The organism is Pseudodesulfovibrio tunisiensis (assembly GCF_022809775.1).
Taxonomy (GTDB): Bacteria; Desulfobacterota; Desulfovibrionia; order Desulfovibrionales; family Desulfovibrionaceae; genus Pseudodesulfovibrio; species Pseudodesulfovibrio tunisiensis.
In genome coordinates this window covers 2,841,274-2,856,358 of the sequence record NZ_CP094380.1, presented here as the reverse complement: position 1 = coordinate 2,856,358, position 15,085 = coordinate 2,841,274, and the positions used below count along the sequence as shown (strand labels likewise).

Sequence of the window (15,085 nt, the reverse complement as noted above, 5' to 3'; positions counted from 1 at the left end):
CATGCGCTCTCCCCGACTTTCGATCATCGTACCCAATTACAACTACGGCCGCTTCTTTGCCCGGCTCGGCACCAGCCTTGCCAATCAGGTGCTCGGGCTCGACATCTTCGAACTGATTCTCGTGGACGACGGCAGCACGGACGACTCCCTGCAACAGGCCGGGGAGCTGGGCAACCTGCCCTTTGCCCGGGTCGAGGTCGTGGAACTGGAGCATACGGGCAAGCCCGGTCCGGTTCGCAACGCGGGCCTGAAACTGGCGCGCGGCCAGTACCTGACCTGTCTGGACCCGGACGACCTGCCTGCCCCGGAATGGCTGGCCTCCTGTCTGTGCGAACTTGACGGACATCCCGAAAAGCACCTTGCCTACACCGACTACACGCATGTGGAAGCCGGAAACTGCCGGGAAGTCCGACTGCCGGAATTCAATCCGGCCCTGCTCGCCAACCAGAACATCCTGCCTCCGGCAGCCGTGTTCCGGCGCGAGGTGTGGGAGGCGTCCGACGGTTTCCGCGCCAATACGACCTACGAGGACTGGGACTTCTGGATTCAGGCCGCGGACAACGGATTTGCCGGGTCGCATCTGGACCGGCTGCTTTTCGCGCACATGGTGCACGGAGACAACTTCTCCTTTGCCGCCTGCCGGGACGACGCCAAGGCCAAGGCCGCGATCGTTCTCAACAACCCCGGCTTCTTTCCGGCCGGTGTCCGGCACTGGGCAAACGGGGTCGTTCAGGGCGAACCATGGGCCCACGCCTTTCCGCGCGGCATCATCCCGCTTCTGGAGGATGTGGAAAAACTCCTGAGCCTTGCCGGAGAAATCGCGAATAATCACCGATAGTCCCGTTTTTTCCATATAGTCTCTAGAATTTGTCCGGACTTTCCACTGGCTTTCCACGCCCCTCTGGTATATGAAATCGGGCATGGATTCGAGCAAGCGCGCCGCACGCCCTGTGTCGTACTTCCCCATATCCCCGGTCATGCTTTTTCCCGAGGCTATGGGGGATTTCTCCGTGTATCTCTGGCAGGGCGGAGATTTCGTGCTGTACACCCGGTCCGGGCAGACATTTTCCGTCCGCCATCGGCAGCGGCTGCACGACAACGGCGTCACGGAAATATATGTCCAGAGCTCGGAGCGGCCCCAGTACGAATCCTATGTCGAGGCGCATCTCGGCAACATCCTGATGGACGAGAACCTGCCTCTGGAACTGCGTTCCAAGGTGTTCTACGAGGCCTCCAAGGCCGTGATGCAGGACGTGTTCAACCGCAAGCTGCCCACGGCCCTGCGCGTCCGGCACTTCGACCGCATCGCGGACGTGGTCAAGAACAGCATCCGCTTCCTGTCCCGGGACAAGACCCTGACCGCGCTCGCTCCGTTCATTTCCCACGACTACAAGACCTACACCCACTGCATGCACGTGTTCGTGTTTTCCGCGACCATGTTCCAGACCTACGACATGACCGATCAGGAAATGTTCGAATGCGGTCTGGGCGCGCTGCTGCACGACGTGGGCAAGGCCAAGATTCCGCGCAGCATCCTGAACAAGCGCGGCGCACTCACCCGTACCGAACGGGAGATCATCAAGGAACATCCCCTGCACGGGGTCTCCATGTGCGCCCATCTGCCCCTGACGCAGAACACCATCAACTGCATCCTGTTCCACCACGAACGGCTGGACGGAACCGGCTATCCCGCCGGCATTGCCGCGGACAACATTCCCCTGCCCGTGCGCGTCATCACCCTTGCCGACGTATACGACGCCCTGACCTCGGCCCGGCCCTATGCCGAAGCCATGCCGCCCTACGAGGCGCTGACCCTGATCCGCCACGAGATGCGCGACAGCGTGGACATGCACGTGTTCAAGCGTCTGGTGGCAGTTCTCGGCGGCGCAGACATGCTCTGACAGGCTGGCGAAAATGGGCCGATTGCGGCGTTGCTGCGAAAAATGCAGACCCTCGCGTATAAGAATACGCGTCGGTCCTGCATTTTTTTTGCGCCTTGCACTCGACCCATTTTCGCCAGCCTGTAGCGTGGATTGAGGGAGATCGCGGCGATGCCGCGACAAGCGTTATCCTTCTCGCGCAGGGGGAATACGCGTCGATCCTGACCTTTTCTTGCGCCTTGCCCTCGAACCTTTCTCGCCAGCCTGTGGCGTGGATTGAGGGAGATCGCGGCGATGCGACAAAAAAAGCCGGACTCCGTCCCCATGAACGGAATCCGGCTTTCTGCCGTTGTTTGCGAAAAACGCAATCAGTGCGCCCGAAGCGCCTCGTCCGCATCATCGAACAGCCGGGCGATCTTGGAGATGCCCACCATGTCGAACACGGTGCGGAAATTGGAAGACAGGCCCGAAAGCACGACCTCGGCCCCCTGCTCCCGGCATGCGCCGAGCAGATCGGTCAAGGCCGCGATTCCGGCCCCGTTTATGGATGCGTTCTTTTCGAAATCAACAAGCACAAGCTCCTTGCTCATGCCCAGCGCATTGGAAAACGCCTGCTGAAGATGCGGAACCGTGGCCGAAGTCACGTTGCCGCGCACGCTGATGACCGCCGCGGAATGGCGCTCGTCCACGCTGATCAGGCTTTCCTCGTTCCGGGCGATGGCCAGCCGTTCGCGCGCCCGACGGAGCGCGGTTTCCAGCGCCTCGCGGCGCACGGGCTTGTCGATGAAGTCCGTGGCGTCCAGATTCAGGGCCTGAATGGCCAGATCCATGTCCCCGTGGCCCGTGATCACGATGACCTCGGCATGCGGATTCATGGCCTTGATGTTGCGTAGCACCTCGATGCCGTCCATGACCGGCATCTTGATGTCGGTCAGCACCACGCCGGGCTGCTCTCTTCGAAAGACCTCCAGCCCGCTTTCGCCGTTTTCCGCAGTCAGGATTTCGTATCCATAGGCGGAAAGCAGCAATCGAAACATCCGTAGCGTGGGCTTTTCATCGTCGATGACCAATATTTTTTCCTGAGTCACGTTGTCCTCACTTGTCTGCGGCGGGGAACTCGACGCGGAACACCGCGCCGCCGCCTTTTCGGTCGCCGATATCTATCGTCCCACCATAATCCTTGACGATTCCATAGGTGATGGCAAGGCCAAGGCCCATGCCCTGACCGGTTTCCTTGGTGGTGTAAAAGGGTTCGAAAATCCTGCTCCTCGCCTCTTCGGAAATCCCGCCGCCGGAATCCGCAACCTCGGCAAACACATGCCCGTGCTCCTGCCCCGTACGGATGAAGATGGTCCGTTCCGCCCCCTCCTGCCCCGGGCGGCTCACATCGTCGATGGCGTCCCGGGCATTGGTCACCAGATTGAAGAAGACCTGCTGCAACCGATTCTCGTGCGCCACGACCGAGGCCAACGGCTCCGTGAACTCCAGCCCGAAGCGGATGTCGTCCAGCTCGAACTGCCTCTTGAGAATGGACAGGGCAGCGCGCACGGCCCGGTTCAGGTCCGCCTTTTCCGCGATCAGGTCGGATTTCCTGCCGAATGCCCGCAAGGTGTTGATGATCTCGGAAGCACGATCCACCTGCACGCTGATCTCCCGGACCACTTCCTCATATTCGGCCTTGGGTACGGCCACCCCCTGCTCCGACATCATGCACAGGAATTCGCTGCCCATCTTGATGGCATTCAGGGGCTGGTTGATCTCGTGGGCTATGCCCGCACTCATCTCGCCAAGCGACTTCATCTTGCCTGCCTGAATCACCTGCGCATCCTTTTCAATGACTTCGGTGATGTCGGCCACGGCAATGATGATGGCGTGATGCCCCCGATAGGAGATCGGGCAGGCGTGCATGTTCACGAAAAACGGCTTGCCGCCCTTCTTGTAGTGCATGAGCTTGGGATAATACACGCACCCGTGCCCCTCGCCGTCATGAAAGTATTCCAGACACTGGGTATTGTGCTCGGGGCCGAGGGACACGAACGGCATGCCCACCAGCTCGCGACGGGAATAGCCGTACAGCTCCACGGCCCGGGGATTGGCGTCCTTGATGCGTCCGCCCTCGCACCCGACCACGAAGATGGGGTCCGGACCGCTGTCGAACAGGGAGCGGTATTTTTCCTCGGACTCGCGCAGCCGGTGACGGTACAGCTTGATGGACCAGACCATGTTGCGGAACGCGTCCGTGAGCTGGACCACCTCGTCGCCCTCGCGCTTGCGGTAGAACATGCACTTGGCGCAGGTCCGGTGCAGGGGGCGGGGATTCCCCTCCCTGCCCAGGGACTGGTCCAGATGCCAGCACGGCAGGTCCGTGTCGTGATAGGCCGGGCACTGGGACGTGTCCCAGTCGTCCTGCGACCCCAGAGTGGACGGAATGTCGAAATTTCCCCGGCTGATCTGATCCGCGATCCGGGTCAGGTCGGCCACGGGCTGGGTGATGTTGCTGGTCACCCAACTGCTCAGGAACGCGGTGATGATGATCACAAGGGAAATGAACCCGAGAAACGCGGTTCTGAGCTTGCCCACCAGACTGTCGATGTGCTTCTGGTTCAGCCCCACGTGCACCACGCCCACGCGGTACAGCCCCTCGTTGATGGCCACGGCGATATCCAGAACGGGTTCGCCCTCCACGGACAGCTTCTTCACGCTCTTGTTGCTGCCCGCCGGAATCTTGTGCGCCAGCAGAATGGACGGCAGCCGCCGGGTCATGGTGTGGGCCAGCACCCGGCTGTTCTGGTCCTCCACGAAAATGTAGGACACCAGATGCTTGCGCTGCTGCAGCCGGGCCTCGTCGAATATCAGTGCCAGAAGCTGGGGCATCTTGTGGTCCAGAATGTAGCTGCCGCCGCGTTCGGCCACGGAATGGGCTATGGCGCTGCCGCGCATTTCCAGCTCGCTGGTCAGGGACGTGACCAGAATGCCGCGCGCCACGAACGCAATGGCCACGCTGATGAACATCACGGCCAGCAGCATGGAGGCCATGAGCTTGTTGCGCAGGGCGATGCGATGAAACCTGTCCTTGATGCCGTGCATGCGGGACATGGTCAGCGCCCTCCCTGCTCAAGCACGCTCCAGTCCTCGAAAGGCACGAACCTGCCATGCTCCAGCACGGTGAAATGTACCGCGTCCGAACCCTGATGGTCCTCGGGACCGAAAGTGATGACCATGTCGCGGCCAAGGGAGTACTTGCGGATGGAACGAATGGCACGGATGAATCCGGGACGGGTCAGGTCGGGCCCGGCCTTGCGCAGCCCCTCCACCAGAATCCTGGCGTTCAGAAAGCCTTCCAGCCCCACGAAACTCGGGGGGTCCTCGGGATAGTATTTTCCGAGCAGCCGCACGTATTCCGCGGCGGCATCGCCCGGCCCGCCCCTGCCGTCCTCGGGCGGCGGAGGCACGACCTGGGACATGATCACCCGGGCATGGTATTCCGGCCCGAGCCGCCGGGCCAGTTCCTCGGCGCCCACAAAGGAAACGTTGTAAAAGATCGGGTTGAAGCCCCGGTCCTCCGCCGAACGGATGAACTGGGCGCACGCACCGTAGGTGCCGACCATGACCACGGCCTCGGCCCGGGAACGAATGATGCGCTCCAGCCCGTCGGTCACGTTGCGGGTGCCGCGCACGTAGGAACCGCGTCCCACCGGCTCCATGCGAAATTCCTTGAGCGCCAGTTCCGTGCCCACGAGCCCGTCGAACCCGTAGGCGTCGAACTGGTAGAACACGGCGATGCGGCGCAGGCCCAGGTCCTTGACCAGATGGCGCACCGCGGCCTGCGTCTCCTGATAATACGACGCACGGATGTTGATGATGTAGGGATTGAAGGGCTCGCGCAGGGCATTGGCGCCGGTGAACACGCCAACCAGAGGGATTTTCGCCTCTTCGAGCAGGGGCAGGATTTTCACCGTGGTGGGTGTGCCCACGTAGCAGAACAGGGCGAACACGTCGTTTTCAATGATGAAACGCTGGGTGTTGGCCAGACATTGCGGGGGATCGTAGAAATCGTCCTCGGCCAGCACCGTGAGTCTTCTGCCGTGCACCCCGCCGCTTTCGTTGACGCTGCGGATGCAGGCCATGGCCCCGCGCAGGGTCTGGGTGCCCAGATATCCGGCATGCCCCGTGATGGCCAGGGACGATCCCAGCCGAATCTCCGTGGCCGAGACCCCGGGAACCCTGTCCGCCCTCTCCTTGGCCTTGTCGCCGGGCTCGCAAGCGAAAAGCAGGCTCACGACGACGAACAGAAATAGATGGCGCAACACACGCAACATGGAACACGGCCCCCGAAAAATTGAATATACGCCCTGCGGGCATTTTTCATTTTCGTGTAATAGGGAAGCCTGTAAAAGGCAAGAAGCCGGGATTTGCCCACGGTCCAGCCCCAGCCCGACCAAGGGCCGGCAGTCCGTCGAACAAAGAAGAAAACGCCGCGCGATCAAAAACGGCGGAACACGAGGTGCAAGGGAATCTCAGGGCTGGCGGGAACACGCAAGGCCATGCGCAGGACGTGCTCAGGACCTTGGGCTAGGGCGCAGTCAGGCGAATGATGCGGTCCTCGAACGCGGGATGATCGGCGGCAAGCAAAGTCCGATCGCCGTGTTCGTAATCCGCGAAATCGAAACCCGGGGCCACGGTGCAGCCCATGAGGCCGAACGCGCCGCCGGGCAGCAGGCGCATGCCCTGCCACGATCCGCGCGGCACCACGACCTGCGGCCGCTGGCCCTGCCGGATGTCGTGGCCCAGAATCACCACCTCGCCCGAGCCGTCCGGATGGAGCTGAAGCATTTCGCAGGGATCGCCCACGTAGAAGTGAAAGATTTCGTCCGTGCGCAACCGGTGCATGTGCGAGCAGGTTTCAGGCGTGAGCAGGTAGTAGATGGCCGTGCAGTGATTGCGCTCCCCGGGATAGCGGTCCGGCAGCCCGGCAAGGGGGACGGATTCCCCGGCCCTGTAGGTTTCCCTGAAAAAGCCGCCCTCTTCGGGATGCGGTTGAAGGCCGAGGAGATCGATAACTTCACGAGCCGAAAGTGTCATAATTCATTCCGTGGGTTATGCTGAATCCGTCAAGTTGCCGATCCTGCGGGGTCAGCCATTGTAATGCGGGGGCGGCACATCCTGAATCTGCTCGTCGGCAGACATGCGCAGTTCGCGCACCTTGCCCGCCAGCAGCTTGACCTGCCGCTTGAGTTCACTGATTTCGAGCTGCTGGTCGGACAGCACCTCGTTCAGCTTTTCCAGACTCCGATCCTGAAGCGCAACCAGCGCTTCCAGACGTTCCACGCGTTCTTCCATGTCCTGCCTCCTTGGGATGAGGGAGGGGTCTACCATTCAACCGGACCGGACGCCAGCAGCGCGTTGCGTGCCGGATCAGCCGCTCACCACCTTGTTGCGTCCGGTTTCCTTGGCCTGATACAGCCGCTGGTCCGCGACCTTGATCATGTTGTCCAGTTCGTCCGGCTCGGTGCAGCAGCCGATGCTGGCCGTGACCCGGATGGAATCGTCCCCGGCCGGGATGACGGCGCGCTCCACGCTGCGACGCAGGCTCTCCAGCCGGGCCGGGGCCTCTCGGGCCGAACCATGGGCCGACAGCACGCAGAATTCCTCGCCCCCGAACCGGCAGACCATGTCTCCGGGCGCAAACGCCACGGTCAGCAGCTCGGCCACCTGCCTGAGCACCACGTCCCCGGCATCATGGCCATAGGTGTCGTTCACCGACTTGAAATGGTCGATGTCGATCATGGACACGCACACGGACTGGCCAGCGGCTTCCACGGACCTGAAGAACCGGTCCGCATTGTCGAAAAGGTAGCGGCGGTTGAACAGCCGGGTCAGATGGTCGCGGTTGGACAGATCGCGAATCAGGGCGATCTGTTCCACGAGGTCGACGTTGTGGTCCACGCGACAATGGAATTCCTCCACCTGAAACGGCTTGGCCAGAAAATCGCTGGCCCCGCTCTTGATGAATCTGGCGGACAGAAGCGGATCGTCGGCAGCGGACATGCCGATGATGGCGAGATCGTCCTTGTCGCGCTGCTCGCGCAGGGCGCGCACCAGCTCGAATCCGTTCATGTTCGGCATCTCGTAGTCGGTGATGACCATCCGGATCTCGGGATGTTCGGCCACGACTTCCAGCGCCTCGCGCCCGTCGTCCGCCCGCAGGGTGCGGTACATGTGGGTCTGCAACAGCCCGGCAACGGCATCTCCCGTGGACTGGGAATCGTCCACGACCAGAATGGTGACCTTGCGATTCCTGCGCAGCCGCCTCAGAGTGGATATCAGGGTATCCACGCAGGCCGGGGAATCCTTGAGGATGTAGTCCACGATGTTCCATGAGAGGAAACGGTCGCGCCACTCGCCGCTGAACCCGCCGGTGAAGATGATCACCGGAATGCCATGTTCCAGCACGGTCTGCACGACCTCGCCATTGGGTGCGTCCGGCAGTGTCAGGTCCAGAAGCGCACCCATGAATTCGTGCTCCCCGCCATCAAGGACCTTGCGCGTCTCGGCATGATTTTCCAGCCAGACCACACCCAGATCAAGCTCCTGCTCGATCCGGCGCTTGACCATGGTACCGAAAAACCGGCTGTCCTCCACAAGCAGAATGGTACGCGATTCATTCATCACAGGTTCCTTTTCGGGGATATCCACCATGTTTTCCCGCAGGATACTCCCTGTGCTGCCGATTGCAACCGTTTCGCCCGCCAGCAAGGCCCCGCTACTGCTGATCGTCGAGCAGATAGCTCCCGGAGGCGGCAGTGCGGGCAAGATCGTCGCACCGTTCGTTTTCCGGGTGTCCGGCATGCCCCTTGACCCAGCGGAAGGACACGTCGTGCTTTTTGATAAGCGGCAGAAGCCGCTGCCAGAGGTCCTGATTCTTGACCGGCTTCTTCGCCGAGGTCTTCCAGCCGTTCTTCTGCCAGTTGCCGAGCCAGTCCTTGGTGATGGCCTGCTGCACGTACTTGGAATCCGTGTACAGATCCACGGAACAGGAACGGGTCAGGGAATCCAGCGCCGTGATCACGGCAAGGAGTTCCATGCGATTGTTCGTGGTGTTCCGGTAGCCCTGCGAAAGCTCCTTGCGATTGTCGCCGTAGACGAGCACCGCGCCATAGCCGCCCGGTCCGGGATTGCCCAGACAGGAACCGTCCGTGTAGATGGTCACCCTGGTCACTGGGCTTCACCGCCCTCGATGTCGGTCAGTTGCGTGAAAATCAATGTCAGCACTATTTGCAGCTCCCGTATCCAGTCGTCCCGGTCAAAGGACGGCAGAAAATGTTCTGTTGTCAGAGATTCGACGAATGCCTCGCCAACGGCCCGGCGCACCAGCGGCGGAAACACCACCACGGCCTGTCCTTCCGCCGGGGAAAGCCCGATGTACAGGGTCTTTGCATCCACCTCGGGCGACTCCACAGGCCCGGCAAAGACCTGAACCCGGGCCACGATGCCGAATTCGTCCCTGACCGTCCTGATGAAGGAACGGACGAAATCCTTGTCCTCGTCCGTCATCATGCCGGTCTGGTCCATCACGGCGCTGTCCCGGTTCAGCCGCTGGATCACCCGCTTGTTGTTTTCCGTGAACGCCCACACCACGGCAGCGAAAACGAGCAGCAGCAGCAGGCTGCGCACGATTTTTTCCTTGGGCGTTTCCCCGTGAACCCTGGGTATGTTGATTCGCATGGCGCTCCCTTTGGTCAGCCGTATCCCGGAATCGTACATTTGCCCGGGATTTCGCGCAAGCACGGCGCAAGACATGGCTGTCCGGGACCGAAAGGGATCAGTCCTCGAAGACCAGACGCTTGATGATCACGTTGGACACCAGCATGCCGCTCTTGGTGAGACGCAGCCTGCCGTGACTGATGCGGACAAGATTTTCCCGATGCAGGGCACTGACCAGAGCTTCCCTGCGCTTGACCAGATCGTATCCGGCCATTTCGCGGAACGCCTTGAGGTCCAGCCCCCGGGTGGTGCGCAGACTGAGCATCACGGTCTCCCGAAGCCGATCCGTGAGGGACAGATTCTCGTATTCCATGCCCACCAGTCCGCCGCGCACATAGGCGTCGTACTCGTCCATGTAGCGGGGATTGGAAAACCGGCGGCCGCCGATGGTGGACACGGCCGAAGGACCGAGCCCGAGATAGTCGGAGCCGTCCCAGTAGCCGGAATTATGCACGGACATGAAGCCCATGCGCGCAAAGTTGGACACCTCGTAGTGCAGGTATCCGCACGACTCCAGATATTCCGCGCCGTAGATGAACATGCGGCCCTGCTCGGTCTCGGAAGGCAGGACCAGTTCGCCGGAATCGCACATCCTGCCGAACACGGTTTCCGGCTCGATGGTCAGGTTGTAGGCGGAAATGTGCTCGGGCCGCAGCTCGGTTATCTGCTTGAGCTGGGCCAGCCAGCCAGCGAGCTTCTGGCCGGGGAGTCCCCAGATCAGGTCCAGCCCGATGTTGTTGAACCCGGCCTGCCGGGCAAGCTGGAACGCCTGCATGGCCATGCCTGCGGAATGCGGACGGCCGAGAGCGGCAAGTTCCGCGTCCACGAGGCTCTGCACGCCCATGGACAGCCGATTTATCCCCATGCTCTGCAAGGCCCGGAAATAGCTGATGTCCGCGGCGGAATCAGGATTGGCCTCCAGCGTGATTTCCATGCCGTCCTGAAAGGAGAACGCGGAACGCAGCGCCTTCATGATCCGGTCGAGCTGATGCGGCGGGATCAGGCTGGGCGTGCCGCCCCCGAAATACACGGTGCGGAGCAGCGGCCTTTTCAGGCGCTTGCCCCAGAGCGCGATCTCGTCGAGCAGCAGCTTGTGATACCACGCGAATGTGGTCGGCTTGAAGGCCTGGGAATGAAAGGTGCAGTAATGGCAGCGGCTGCGGCAGAACGGCACGTGAATGTACAGAAGCAGGCCCCGGGGAACGCTTTTGCGCACCGGGCCGGACTTGTCGGGCCGCGCCGCCTGGGGAAAGGCTGGCGTGGTCGCCACGGATTCGCCGTAGATTCTGCCCACCCGCTATTTCCCGGAATCCCGATCCTGAAAGAGTTGCAGCGCGCCGTACGCAAAATACGATCCCGTGATCAGGATCAGCATGTTGGTGAACGGCTCAACCGACGAGTCGGCCAGAATGTTGCGCAGTGCGCCCATCACCGAACTCACGCTGTTCAGCAGCATGAGGATGACCAGCCCCCACGTGGCGAGCCGCTGGCGTTTCCACGTGAAAAAGGCCAGCACGGCATACACGAGCACGGCCAGCGCACTGGCCAGCCCGGCCTGATCCATGCCGAACTGCGAAACAGTGATGATTCCGTTGATCACGGACACGGCCACGAACGCGACAATAACCACCTCGCGCCTGAACAGGACGGACAGGCGACTGGACTTGATCTGAACCATGTTATGCCCCGAGTTCCTTGTGATACCGCTCGTATTCGCTGAACAGGCATCCGCAGTACTGCTGACGATAGATGCCCCACTCCCGGGACTGTTCGATGCCGCTCTTCCAGCCCTCGCGAAAATCCCGGTACAGGAACCGGGATTTCGGGGTTTCCAGATCGCGCCCAAGACTGGCGATCTCGTCATGCTTCTGGAATTTGGAATACAGGAGCGTGGTGGTGAAAAAGGAAAAGGCTCCGCGCCGCGCTATCTGCGAAGTGCGTTCCATACGCCTTGAATAGCAGTGGAAACAGCGGTTGTTCTCCCGGAAGGCAATGTCGCGCACCCAGTCCTGAGGACGGTATTCGTCGTCCTTCACGATGACCTTGAAGCCGAGGCGCTCGGCCACTTCCAGACATCCGTCGCGCCGCTTCAGGTATTCCTGAAGCGGATGAATGTTGGGATTGTAGAACAGCCCCGTGACCTCGTACCCCTCGTCCTGAAGCGTCTGAACAGTGGTGATGGCGCACGGGCCGCAACAGATATGCAGCAGAACCCTTTTATCCATGGCAAACTCCGCCCGAAACGCCGGGCGGTACCAGTTTGAGCGGAATCGCAATGCTTGTAAAGCCTTTTGGGGATCAGGGAGTCGGGACCCCGTCCGCGTAGCGATCGACCAGCGCCCTGTATTCGTCCGTGTCCTTGAACCGGCGCAATTCCTCGGAAAAGCAGGTCACGAACGCCTTGCTCACGGTCTTGCGACTGAACAGCGGATACAGATCGCGCACGCCGATGTCCGGGCCGACCTCGACGATCCGGCCCTGAAGCTCGAGCCTGTGCACCAGCCACAGCCCGTTCAGCCGGTCGCTGAGCACATAGTCCACACGACGGTTCACCAGCTTGCGGAAATTGGTTTCGTCGGAATTGACCACATCCACGGCAGCCGAGTTGTGCAGCCGAAGCATGAACTCGTCGGGATACGCATACCCCCGAACCGTGCCCACGGTACTGCCCGCAAGTTCTTCCGGGGCGCTGAATTCGAGATTTTCCCTGTTGGCGAAAAGGCAGAACATCTTCCAGCGGGCCTCGGCCACAGGTTCGTCCGGATACAGAAACAGGTTTTCCCGCTCCTTGAGCCTGACTCCGCTGACCAGCACGTCAATATCGCCGTATCCGAGCATGGAAAGGCCCCGGGACCACGGCAGTCTGTCCGCCTGCTGAACCTTGGCTCCCATGCGCCCGAGAACCGCGACAGTGACCTCGTAGGCCAGTCCCCGGGCCTTGCCGGACTGCCCGAAGTATTCATACGGCGGCCACTCGTCCAGACCGACCCGAAGCGGAGGCTGACAGTACGCTTCCCCGGCTAGCCCCCGGGCAGGACACAGGGCCAGACAAAGGACCAGCAGCCATGCGGACAGGAAAATTCTGATCATGCCCGCAATCTAGCAGGTTCGCCGCATTGCAGGCAATGAGAATCCCGAAGGCAGGGACGGCTCGGCGCAGGGCCGAACCGCAGACTACAGGATGGACAGGGATTTCGGCATGGGCGGCATGGCTCCATGCTGGGTGCAGACATAGGCCGCGACCTGCGCTGCTTTGGCGTGCATCTCGTCCAGCGGCAGCCCGACCAGCATGCCGAGGGTCATGGCCGCAGTGAACGCATCGCCCGAGCCGATGGTATCGCCCACGCGCACCCGAGCTCCGGGCAGATCGGATTCCGCATCCCGAGACAGGACCAGACTGCCCCACGCCCCGCGGGTCAGCACGACCAGCTTGAGATCATGGCGTTCCATGAGCCGCCGCATCACGGTGCGTTCGTCACCGCTCATGGAAAACATGGCGGCAATGGCCGGAAGCTCCTCGTCGCTGACCTTGAGCACGTCGGCAACGGACAGGGACTCGCGGATCAGGTCCGCGGAATGGAAATTCTGACGCAGATTGGCATCCAGCACCTTGAGCGCGGAACCGGACGCGGCCAGAAAATCGCGAATAGCGGTTCTGGACTTCGAGGAACGCTGGGCCAGAGTACCGAAACACACGGCGTCACAGGAAGCCGCGAACTTCAGGTCGCGGCTGAAGTCCAGATAGTCCCAGGCCACATCATCCGGAAAGACATAGGAGGCCACGCCGTCGCGATTGATGCTCACGTCCACCCAGCCGGTGGGGCGCTCCGGGTCCACGGACACGTGCGACACATCCAGTCCCACGCCGGACAGGAGAGCCAGAGCCTCGCGGCCAAGGGCGTCGTCGCCAACGCGGGACATGGGCACGCCAAGGCCGCCCAGCGCACCGAAGTGATATGCGAAGTTGGCGGGCGCACCGCCCAGCTTCCGGGTATCGGGCAACACGTCCCACAATATTTCGCCAATGCCTGCGGCAGTGAATCGTTTCATCTTTCCTCCAGAGGCGACCTTGTACGCGAAAACCGCGCAATGCTCAACGCACGTTCGCGCTTCGATCCCGCACGAAAAACGGGGAGAGAAACCGATTTCCCCTCCCCGACGTGTCCATGCGGCGAAAAGCCGGAAGTTATTCCGCGCTCACGGTGGCCAGCACGCCTTCATTGTCACGGGTCACGAACAGACGCGCGACGGACGCCATGCCCGGCCCCATGGTGGCAACGATGAAATCCCCGGTGCCAAGGTTGTAGTCCTCCCGTGCCGGGGCAAAGTAGTCATCCGTTGCCACGGTTTCCAGCGGGTCTTCGGTACGATACAGAAAGAGCTGCTGCCCGGGCACCCCGCCCATGAGCCGCATGTCTTCGGATGCGTAAGCCATGATGGTTTCTCCTTTCCGGATTGATGATTCGGCTAGGCAATGACCGCGTCGTCGTCGCACAGGATGGCGACCGCGCCTTCCGGGTCGATGAGACAGGCGCCGGCGGACAGCATGTGGTCCACGAGATGCGCGGCCTTTTCCGGTACCCAGTCCACGAACGCCTTGACTTCCTGCCCCTCTGCCAGCCCCACGGCATGGCGATGGTACACGAAGCACTTGCGCGCCCCGGATTCATCCAGAGGCAGGCCGGTGTGGAACATCCACGTGATGCCCAGCCACTGACGCGATTCCGTGCCCTTGAGCCACGGATACTGTTCACCCGCGTAGTCGCTGGACTTGAACTCCCGAATGTTGAGCAGCTCGTTCCACTGGTGCGGCCCGACCACGGCAAAACGGTGGCCGTCATCAGGCACATCGTTGGCGTTCAGGGTACCGAACGCCTTGAGCACCTTGTCCCTGGTCAGCCCGGTGTCGGCCTCGGGCAGGATGTTGGCCGAGCCGTCCAGCTTGGCAATGAGCATCTCATCCACTTTGCGACCCAGTGCCCAGGCCCCGGCATCGATGGCGACCTGCTTTTCATCCTGATTGTTCTTGAGCTCGTCGAGCCTGTCGATGTACTCGGCCGCGTACCAGTCGGACAGGGTGCACGCCACCGTGGCATGGCCGAGATTCATGAGCGGGACATTGCCGTGGCGCGTCTTTTTCCCGGCCGCGCCCTTGCCGGTCTTCTGAAACACGCACTTGGACCCCACAACACCCTGCTGCAACCGCACGGTGTTGCGCATTCTGGACCCTTTCTGCTGATAGGCCGAGTGCACCTCGCTGGCGTACTGGACCACGAATGCCTGATCAATGCTCGTGGACATGTCTGTCTTCTCCTGTTTCATGTTGATGAGGTGCGGGTGTCCCGGGTCATTCCGCAGCGCGGGTGCCGCATGGGCCGCCTGCGGTCCGGGGCCGTGTTCCGCACCATACCCCGGGGAATCCGGCCCGGACGAAACAGGGA

17 protein-coding genes are annotated in these 15,085 nt (G+C 61.7%); 2 read left to right on the top strand and 15 right to left on the bottom strand.

Annotated elements, in window-relative coordinates:
- The first annotated feature begins 1 nt into the window (after position 1).
- Together MPN23_RS13680 and MPN23_RS13675 are read left to right on the top strand one after the other, a co-directional pair.
- On the top strand, positions 2-838 hold the full coding sequence (locus tag MPN23_RS13680) for a glycosyltransferase family A protein (RefSeq protein WP_243544744.1): 837 nt from the start codon (positions 2-4) through the stop codon (positions 836-838).
- A gap of 82 nt (positions 839-920) precedes the next feature.
- Positions 921-1,901: an HD-GYP domain-containing protein gene (locus MPN23_RS13675; protein WP_243544743.1), complete on the top strand. Its 981-nt coding sequence runs from the start codon at positions 921-923 to the stop codon at positions 1,899-1,901.
- A 347-nt stretch (positions 1,902-2,248) separates the two neighbouring features.
- On the opposite strand, the gene MPN23_RS13670 is transcribed toward MPN23_RS13675, so the two are convergent.
- The 15 genes from MPN23_RS13670 to MPN23_RS13600 form a co-directional block, all read right to left on the bottom strand.
- Positions 2,249-2,968, bottom strand: a complete 720-nt coding sequence (locus tag MPN23_RS13670) for a response regulator (protein WP_279388673.1) — start codon at positions 2,966-2,968, stop codon at positions 2,249-2,251.
- A 7-nt stretch (positions 2,969-2,975) separates the two neighbouring features.
- On the bottom strand, positions 2,976-4,976 hold the full coding sequence (locus tag MPN23_RS13665) for an ATP-binding protein (RefSeq protein ID WP_243544742.1): 2,001 nt from the start codon (positions 4,974-4,976) through the stop codon (positions 2,976-2,978).
- A 2-nt stretch (positions 4,977-4,978) separates the two neighbouring features.
- Entirely contained in the window at positions 4,979-6,199 is a 1,221-nt protein-coding gene (locus MPN23_RS13660; protein WP_243544741.1) for an ABC transporter substrate-binding protein, read from the bottom strand.
- Positions 6,200-6,452: 253 nt separating this feature from the next.
- On the bottom strand, positions 6,453-6,962 hold the full coding sequence (locus MPN23_RS13655; RefSeq protein WP_243544740.1) for a cupin domain-containing protein: 510 nt from the start codon (positions 6,960-6,962) through the stop codon (positions 6,453-6,455).
- Between the two features lie 51 nt (positions 6,963-7,013).
- Entirely contained in the window at positions 7,014-7,220 is a 207-nt protein-coding gene (locus tag MPN23_RS13650; RefSeq protein WP_243544739.1) for a SlyX family protein, read from the bottom strand.
- A gap of 75 nt (positions 7,221-7,295) precedes the next feature.
- The gene (locus MPN23_RS13645; protein ID WP_243544738.1) at positions 7,296-8,549 is read right to left on the bottom strand and encodes a GGDEF domain-containing response regulator; all 1,254 of its coding nucleotides are present in this window, start codon (positions 8,547-8,549) and stop codon (positions 7,296-7,298) included.
- A gap of 94 nt (positions 8,550-8,643) precedes the next feature.
- A complete protein-coding gene (rnhA, locus tag MPN23_RS13640) occupies positions 8,644-9,099 on the bottom strand; it encodes a ribonuclease HI (RefSeq protein ID WP_243544737.1) in 456 nt (151 codons plus the stop codon).
- Complete coding sequence (locus tag MPN23_RS13635; protein WP_243544736.1) at positions 9,096-9,605, bottom strand: hypothetical protein; 510 nt, start codon at positions 9,603-9,605, stop codon at positions 9,096-9,098. The genes rnhA and MPN23_RS13635 overlap by 4 nt, the downstream gene beginning before the upstream one ends.
- Positions 9,606-9,702: 97 nt before the next feature.
- Positions 9,703-10,938, bottom strand: a complete 1,236-nt coding sequence (gene hemW, locus MPN23_RS13630; protein ID WP_243544735.1) for a radical SAM family heme chaperone HemW — start codon at positions 10,936-10,938, stop codon at positions 9,703-9,705.
- A gap of 3 nt (positions 10,939-10,941) precedes the next feature.
- Positions 10,942-11,322 (bottom strand): hypothetical protein, encoded by a 381-nt coding sequence (locus MPN23_RS13625; protein WP_243544734.1) that lies wholly within the window; start codon positions 11,320-11,322, stop codon positions 10,942-10,944.
- 1 nt (position 11,323) lies between these two features.
- Positions 11,324-11,869: an epoxyqueuosine reductase QueH gene (locus MPN23_RS13620; protein ID WP_243544733.1), complete on the bottom strand. Its 546-nt coding sequence runs from the start codon at positions 11,867-11,869 to the stop codon at positions 11,324-11,326.
- Positions 11,870-11,942: 73 nt separating this feature from the next.
- A complete protein-coding gene (locus MPN23_RS13615) occupies positions 11,943-12,734 on the bottom strand; it encodes a substrate-binding periplasmic protein (RefSeq protein ID WP_243544732.1) in 792 nt (263 codons plus the stop codon).
- A gap of 84 nt (positions 12,735-12,818) precedes the next feature.
- The gene (locus MPN23_RS13610; RefSeq protein WP_243544731.1) at positions 12,819-13,694 is read right to left on the bottom strand and encodes a carbohydrate kinase family protein; all 876 of its coding nucleotides are present in this window, start codon (positions 13,692-13,694) and stop codon (positions 12,819-12,821) included.
- A 136-nt stretch (positions 13,695-13,830) separates the two neighbouring features.
- Complete coding sequence (locus MPN23_RS13605; RefSeq protein ID WP_243544730.1) at positions 13,831-14,079, bottom strand: hypothetical protein; 249 nt, start codon at positions 14,077-14,079, stop codon at positions 13,831-13,833.
- A 32-nt stretch (positions 14,080-14,111) separates the two neighbouring features.
- Positions 14,112-14,945: a phage capsid protein gene (locus MPN23_RS13600; RefSeq protein ID WP_243544729.1), complete on the bottom strand. Its 834-nt coding sequence runs from the start codon at positions 14,943-14,945 to the stop codon at positions 14,112-14,114.
- Positions 14,946-15,085 lie beyond the last annotated feature (140 nt).

What these genes read in the sequence shown, in the direction of transcription:
- MPN23_RS13680 (WP_243544744.1), top strand. Translation starts at nt 2, where the DNA reads ATGCGCTCTCCCCGACTTTCGATCATCGTACCCAATTACAACTACGGC.
- MPN23_RS13675 (WP_243544743.1), top strand. Translation starts at nt 921, where the DNA reads ATGGATTCGAGCAAGCGCGCCGCACGCCCTGTGTCGTACTTCCCCATA.
- MPN23_RS13665 (WP_243544742.1), bottom strand. Translation starts at nt 4,976, where the DNA reads ATGTCCCGCATGCACGGCATCAAGGACAGGTTTCATCGCATCGCCCTG.
- MPN23_RS13660 (WP_243544741.1), bottom strand. Translation starts at nt 6,199, where the DNA reads ATGTTGCGTGTGTTGCGCCATCTATTTCTGTTCGTCGTCGTGAGCCTG.
- MPN23_RS13655 (WP_243544740.1), bottom strand. Translation starts at nt 6,962, where the DNA reads ATGACACTTTCGGCTCGTGAAGTTATCGATCTCCTCGGCCTTCAACCG.
- MPN23_RS13650 (WP_243544739.1), bottom strand. Translation starts at nt 7,220, where the DNA reads ATGGAAGAACGCGTGGAACGTCTGGAAGCGCTGGTTGCGCTTCAGGAT.
- MPN23_RS13645 (WP_243544738.1), bottom strand. Translation starts at nt 8,549, where the DNA reads ATGAATGAATCGCGTACCATTCTGCTTGTGGAGGACAGCCGGTTTTTC.
- MPN23_RS13635 (WP_243544736.1), bottom strand. Translation starts at nt 9,605, where the DNA reads ATGCGAATCAACATACCCAGGGTTCACGGGGAAACGCCCAAGGAAAAA.
- MPN23_RS13625 (WP_243544734.1), bottom strand. Translation starts at nt 11,322, where the DNA reads ATGGTTCAGATCAAGTCCAGTCGCCTGTCCGTCCTGTTCAGGCGCGAG.
- MPN23_RS13620 (WP_243544733.1), bottom strand. Translation starts at nt 11,869, where the DNA reads ATGGATAAAAGGGTTCTGCTGCATATCTGTTGCGGCCCGTGCGCCATC.
- MPN23_RS13615 (WP_243544732.1), bottom strand. Translation starts at nt 12,734, where the DNA reads ATGATCAGAATTTTCCTGTCCGCATGGCTGCTGGTCCTTTGTCTGGCC.
- MPN23_RS13610 (WP_243544731.1), bottom strand. Translation starts at nt 13,694, where the DNA reads ATGAAACGATTCACTGCCGCAGGCATTGGCGAAATATTGTGGGACGTG.
- MPN23_RS13605 (WP_243544730.1), bottom strand. Translation starts at nt 14,079, where the DNA reads ATGGCTTACGCATCCGAAGACATGCGGCTCATGGGCGGGGTGCCCGGG.
- MPN23_RS13600 (WP_243544729.1), bottom strand. Translation starts at nt 14,945, where the DNA reads ATGTCCACGAGCATTGATCAGGCATTCGTGGTCCAGTACGCCAGCGAG.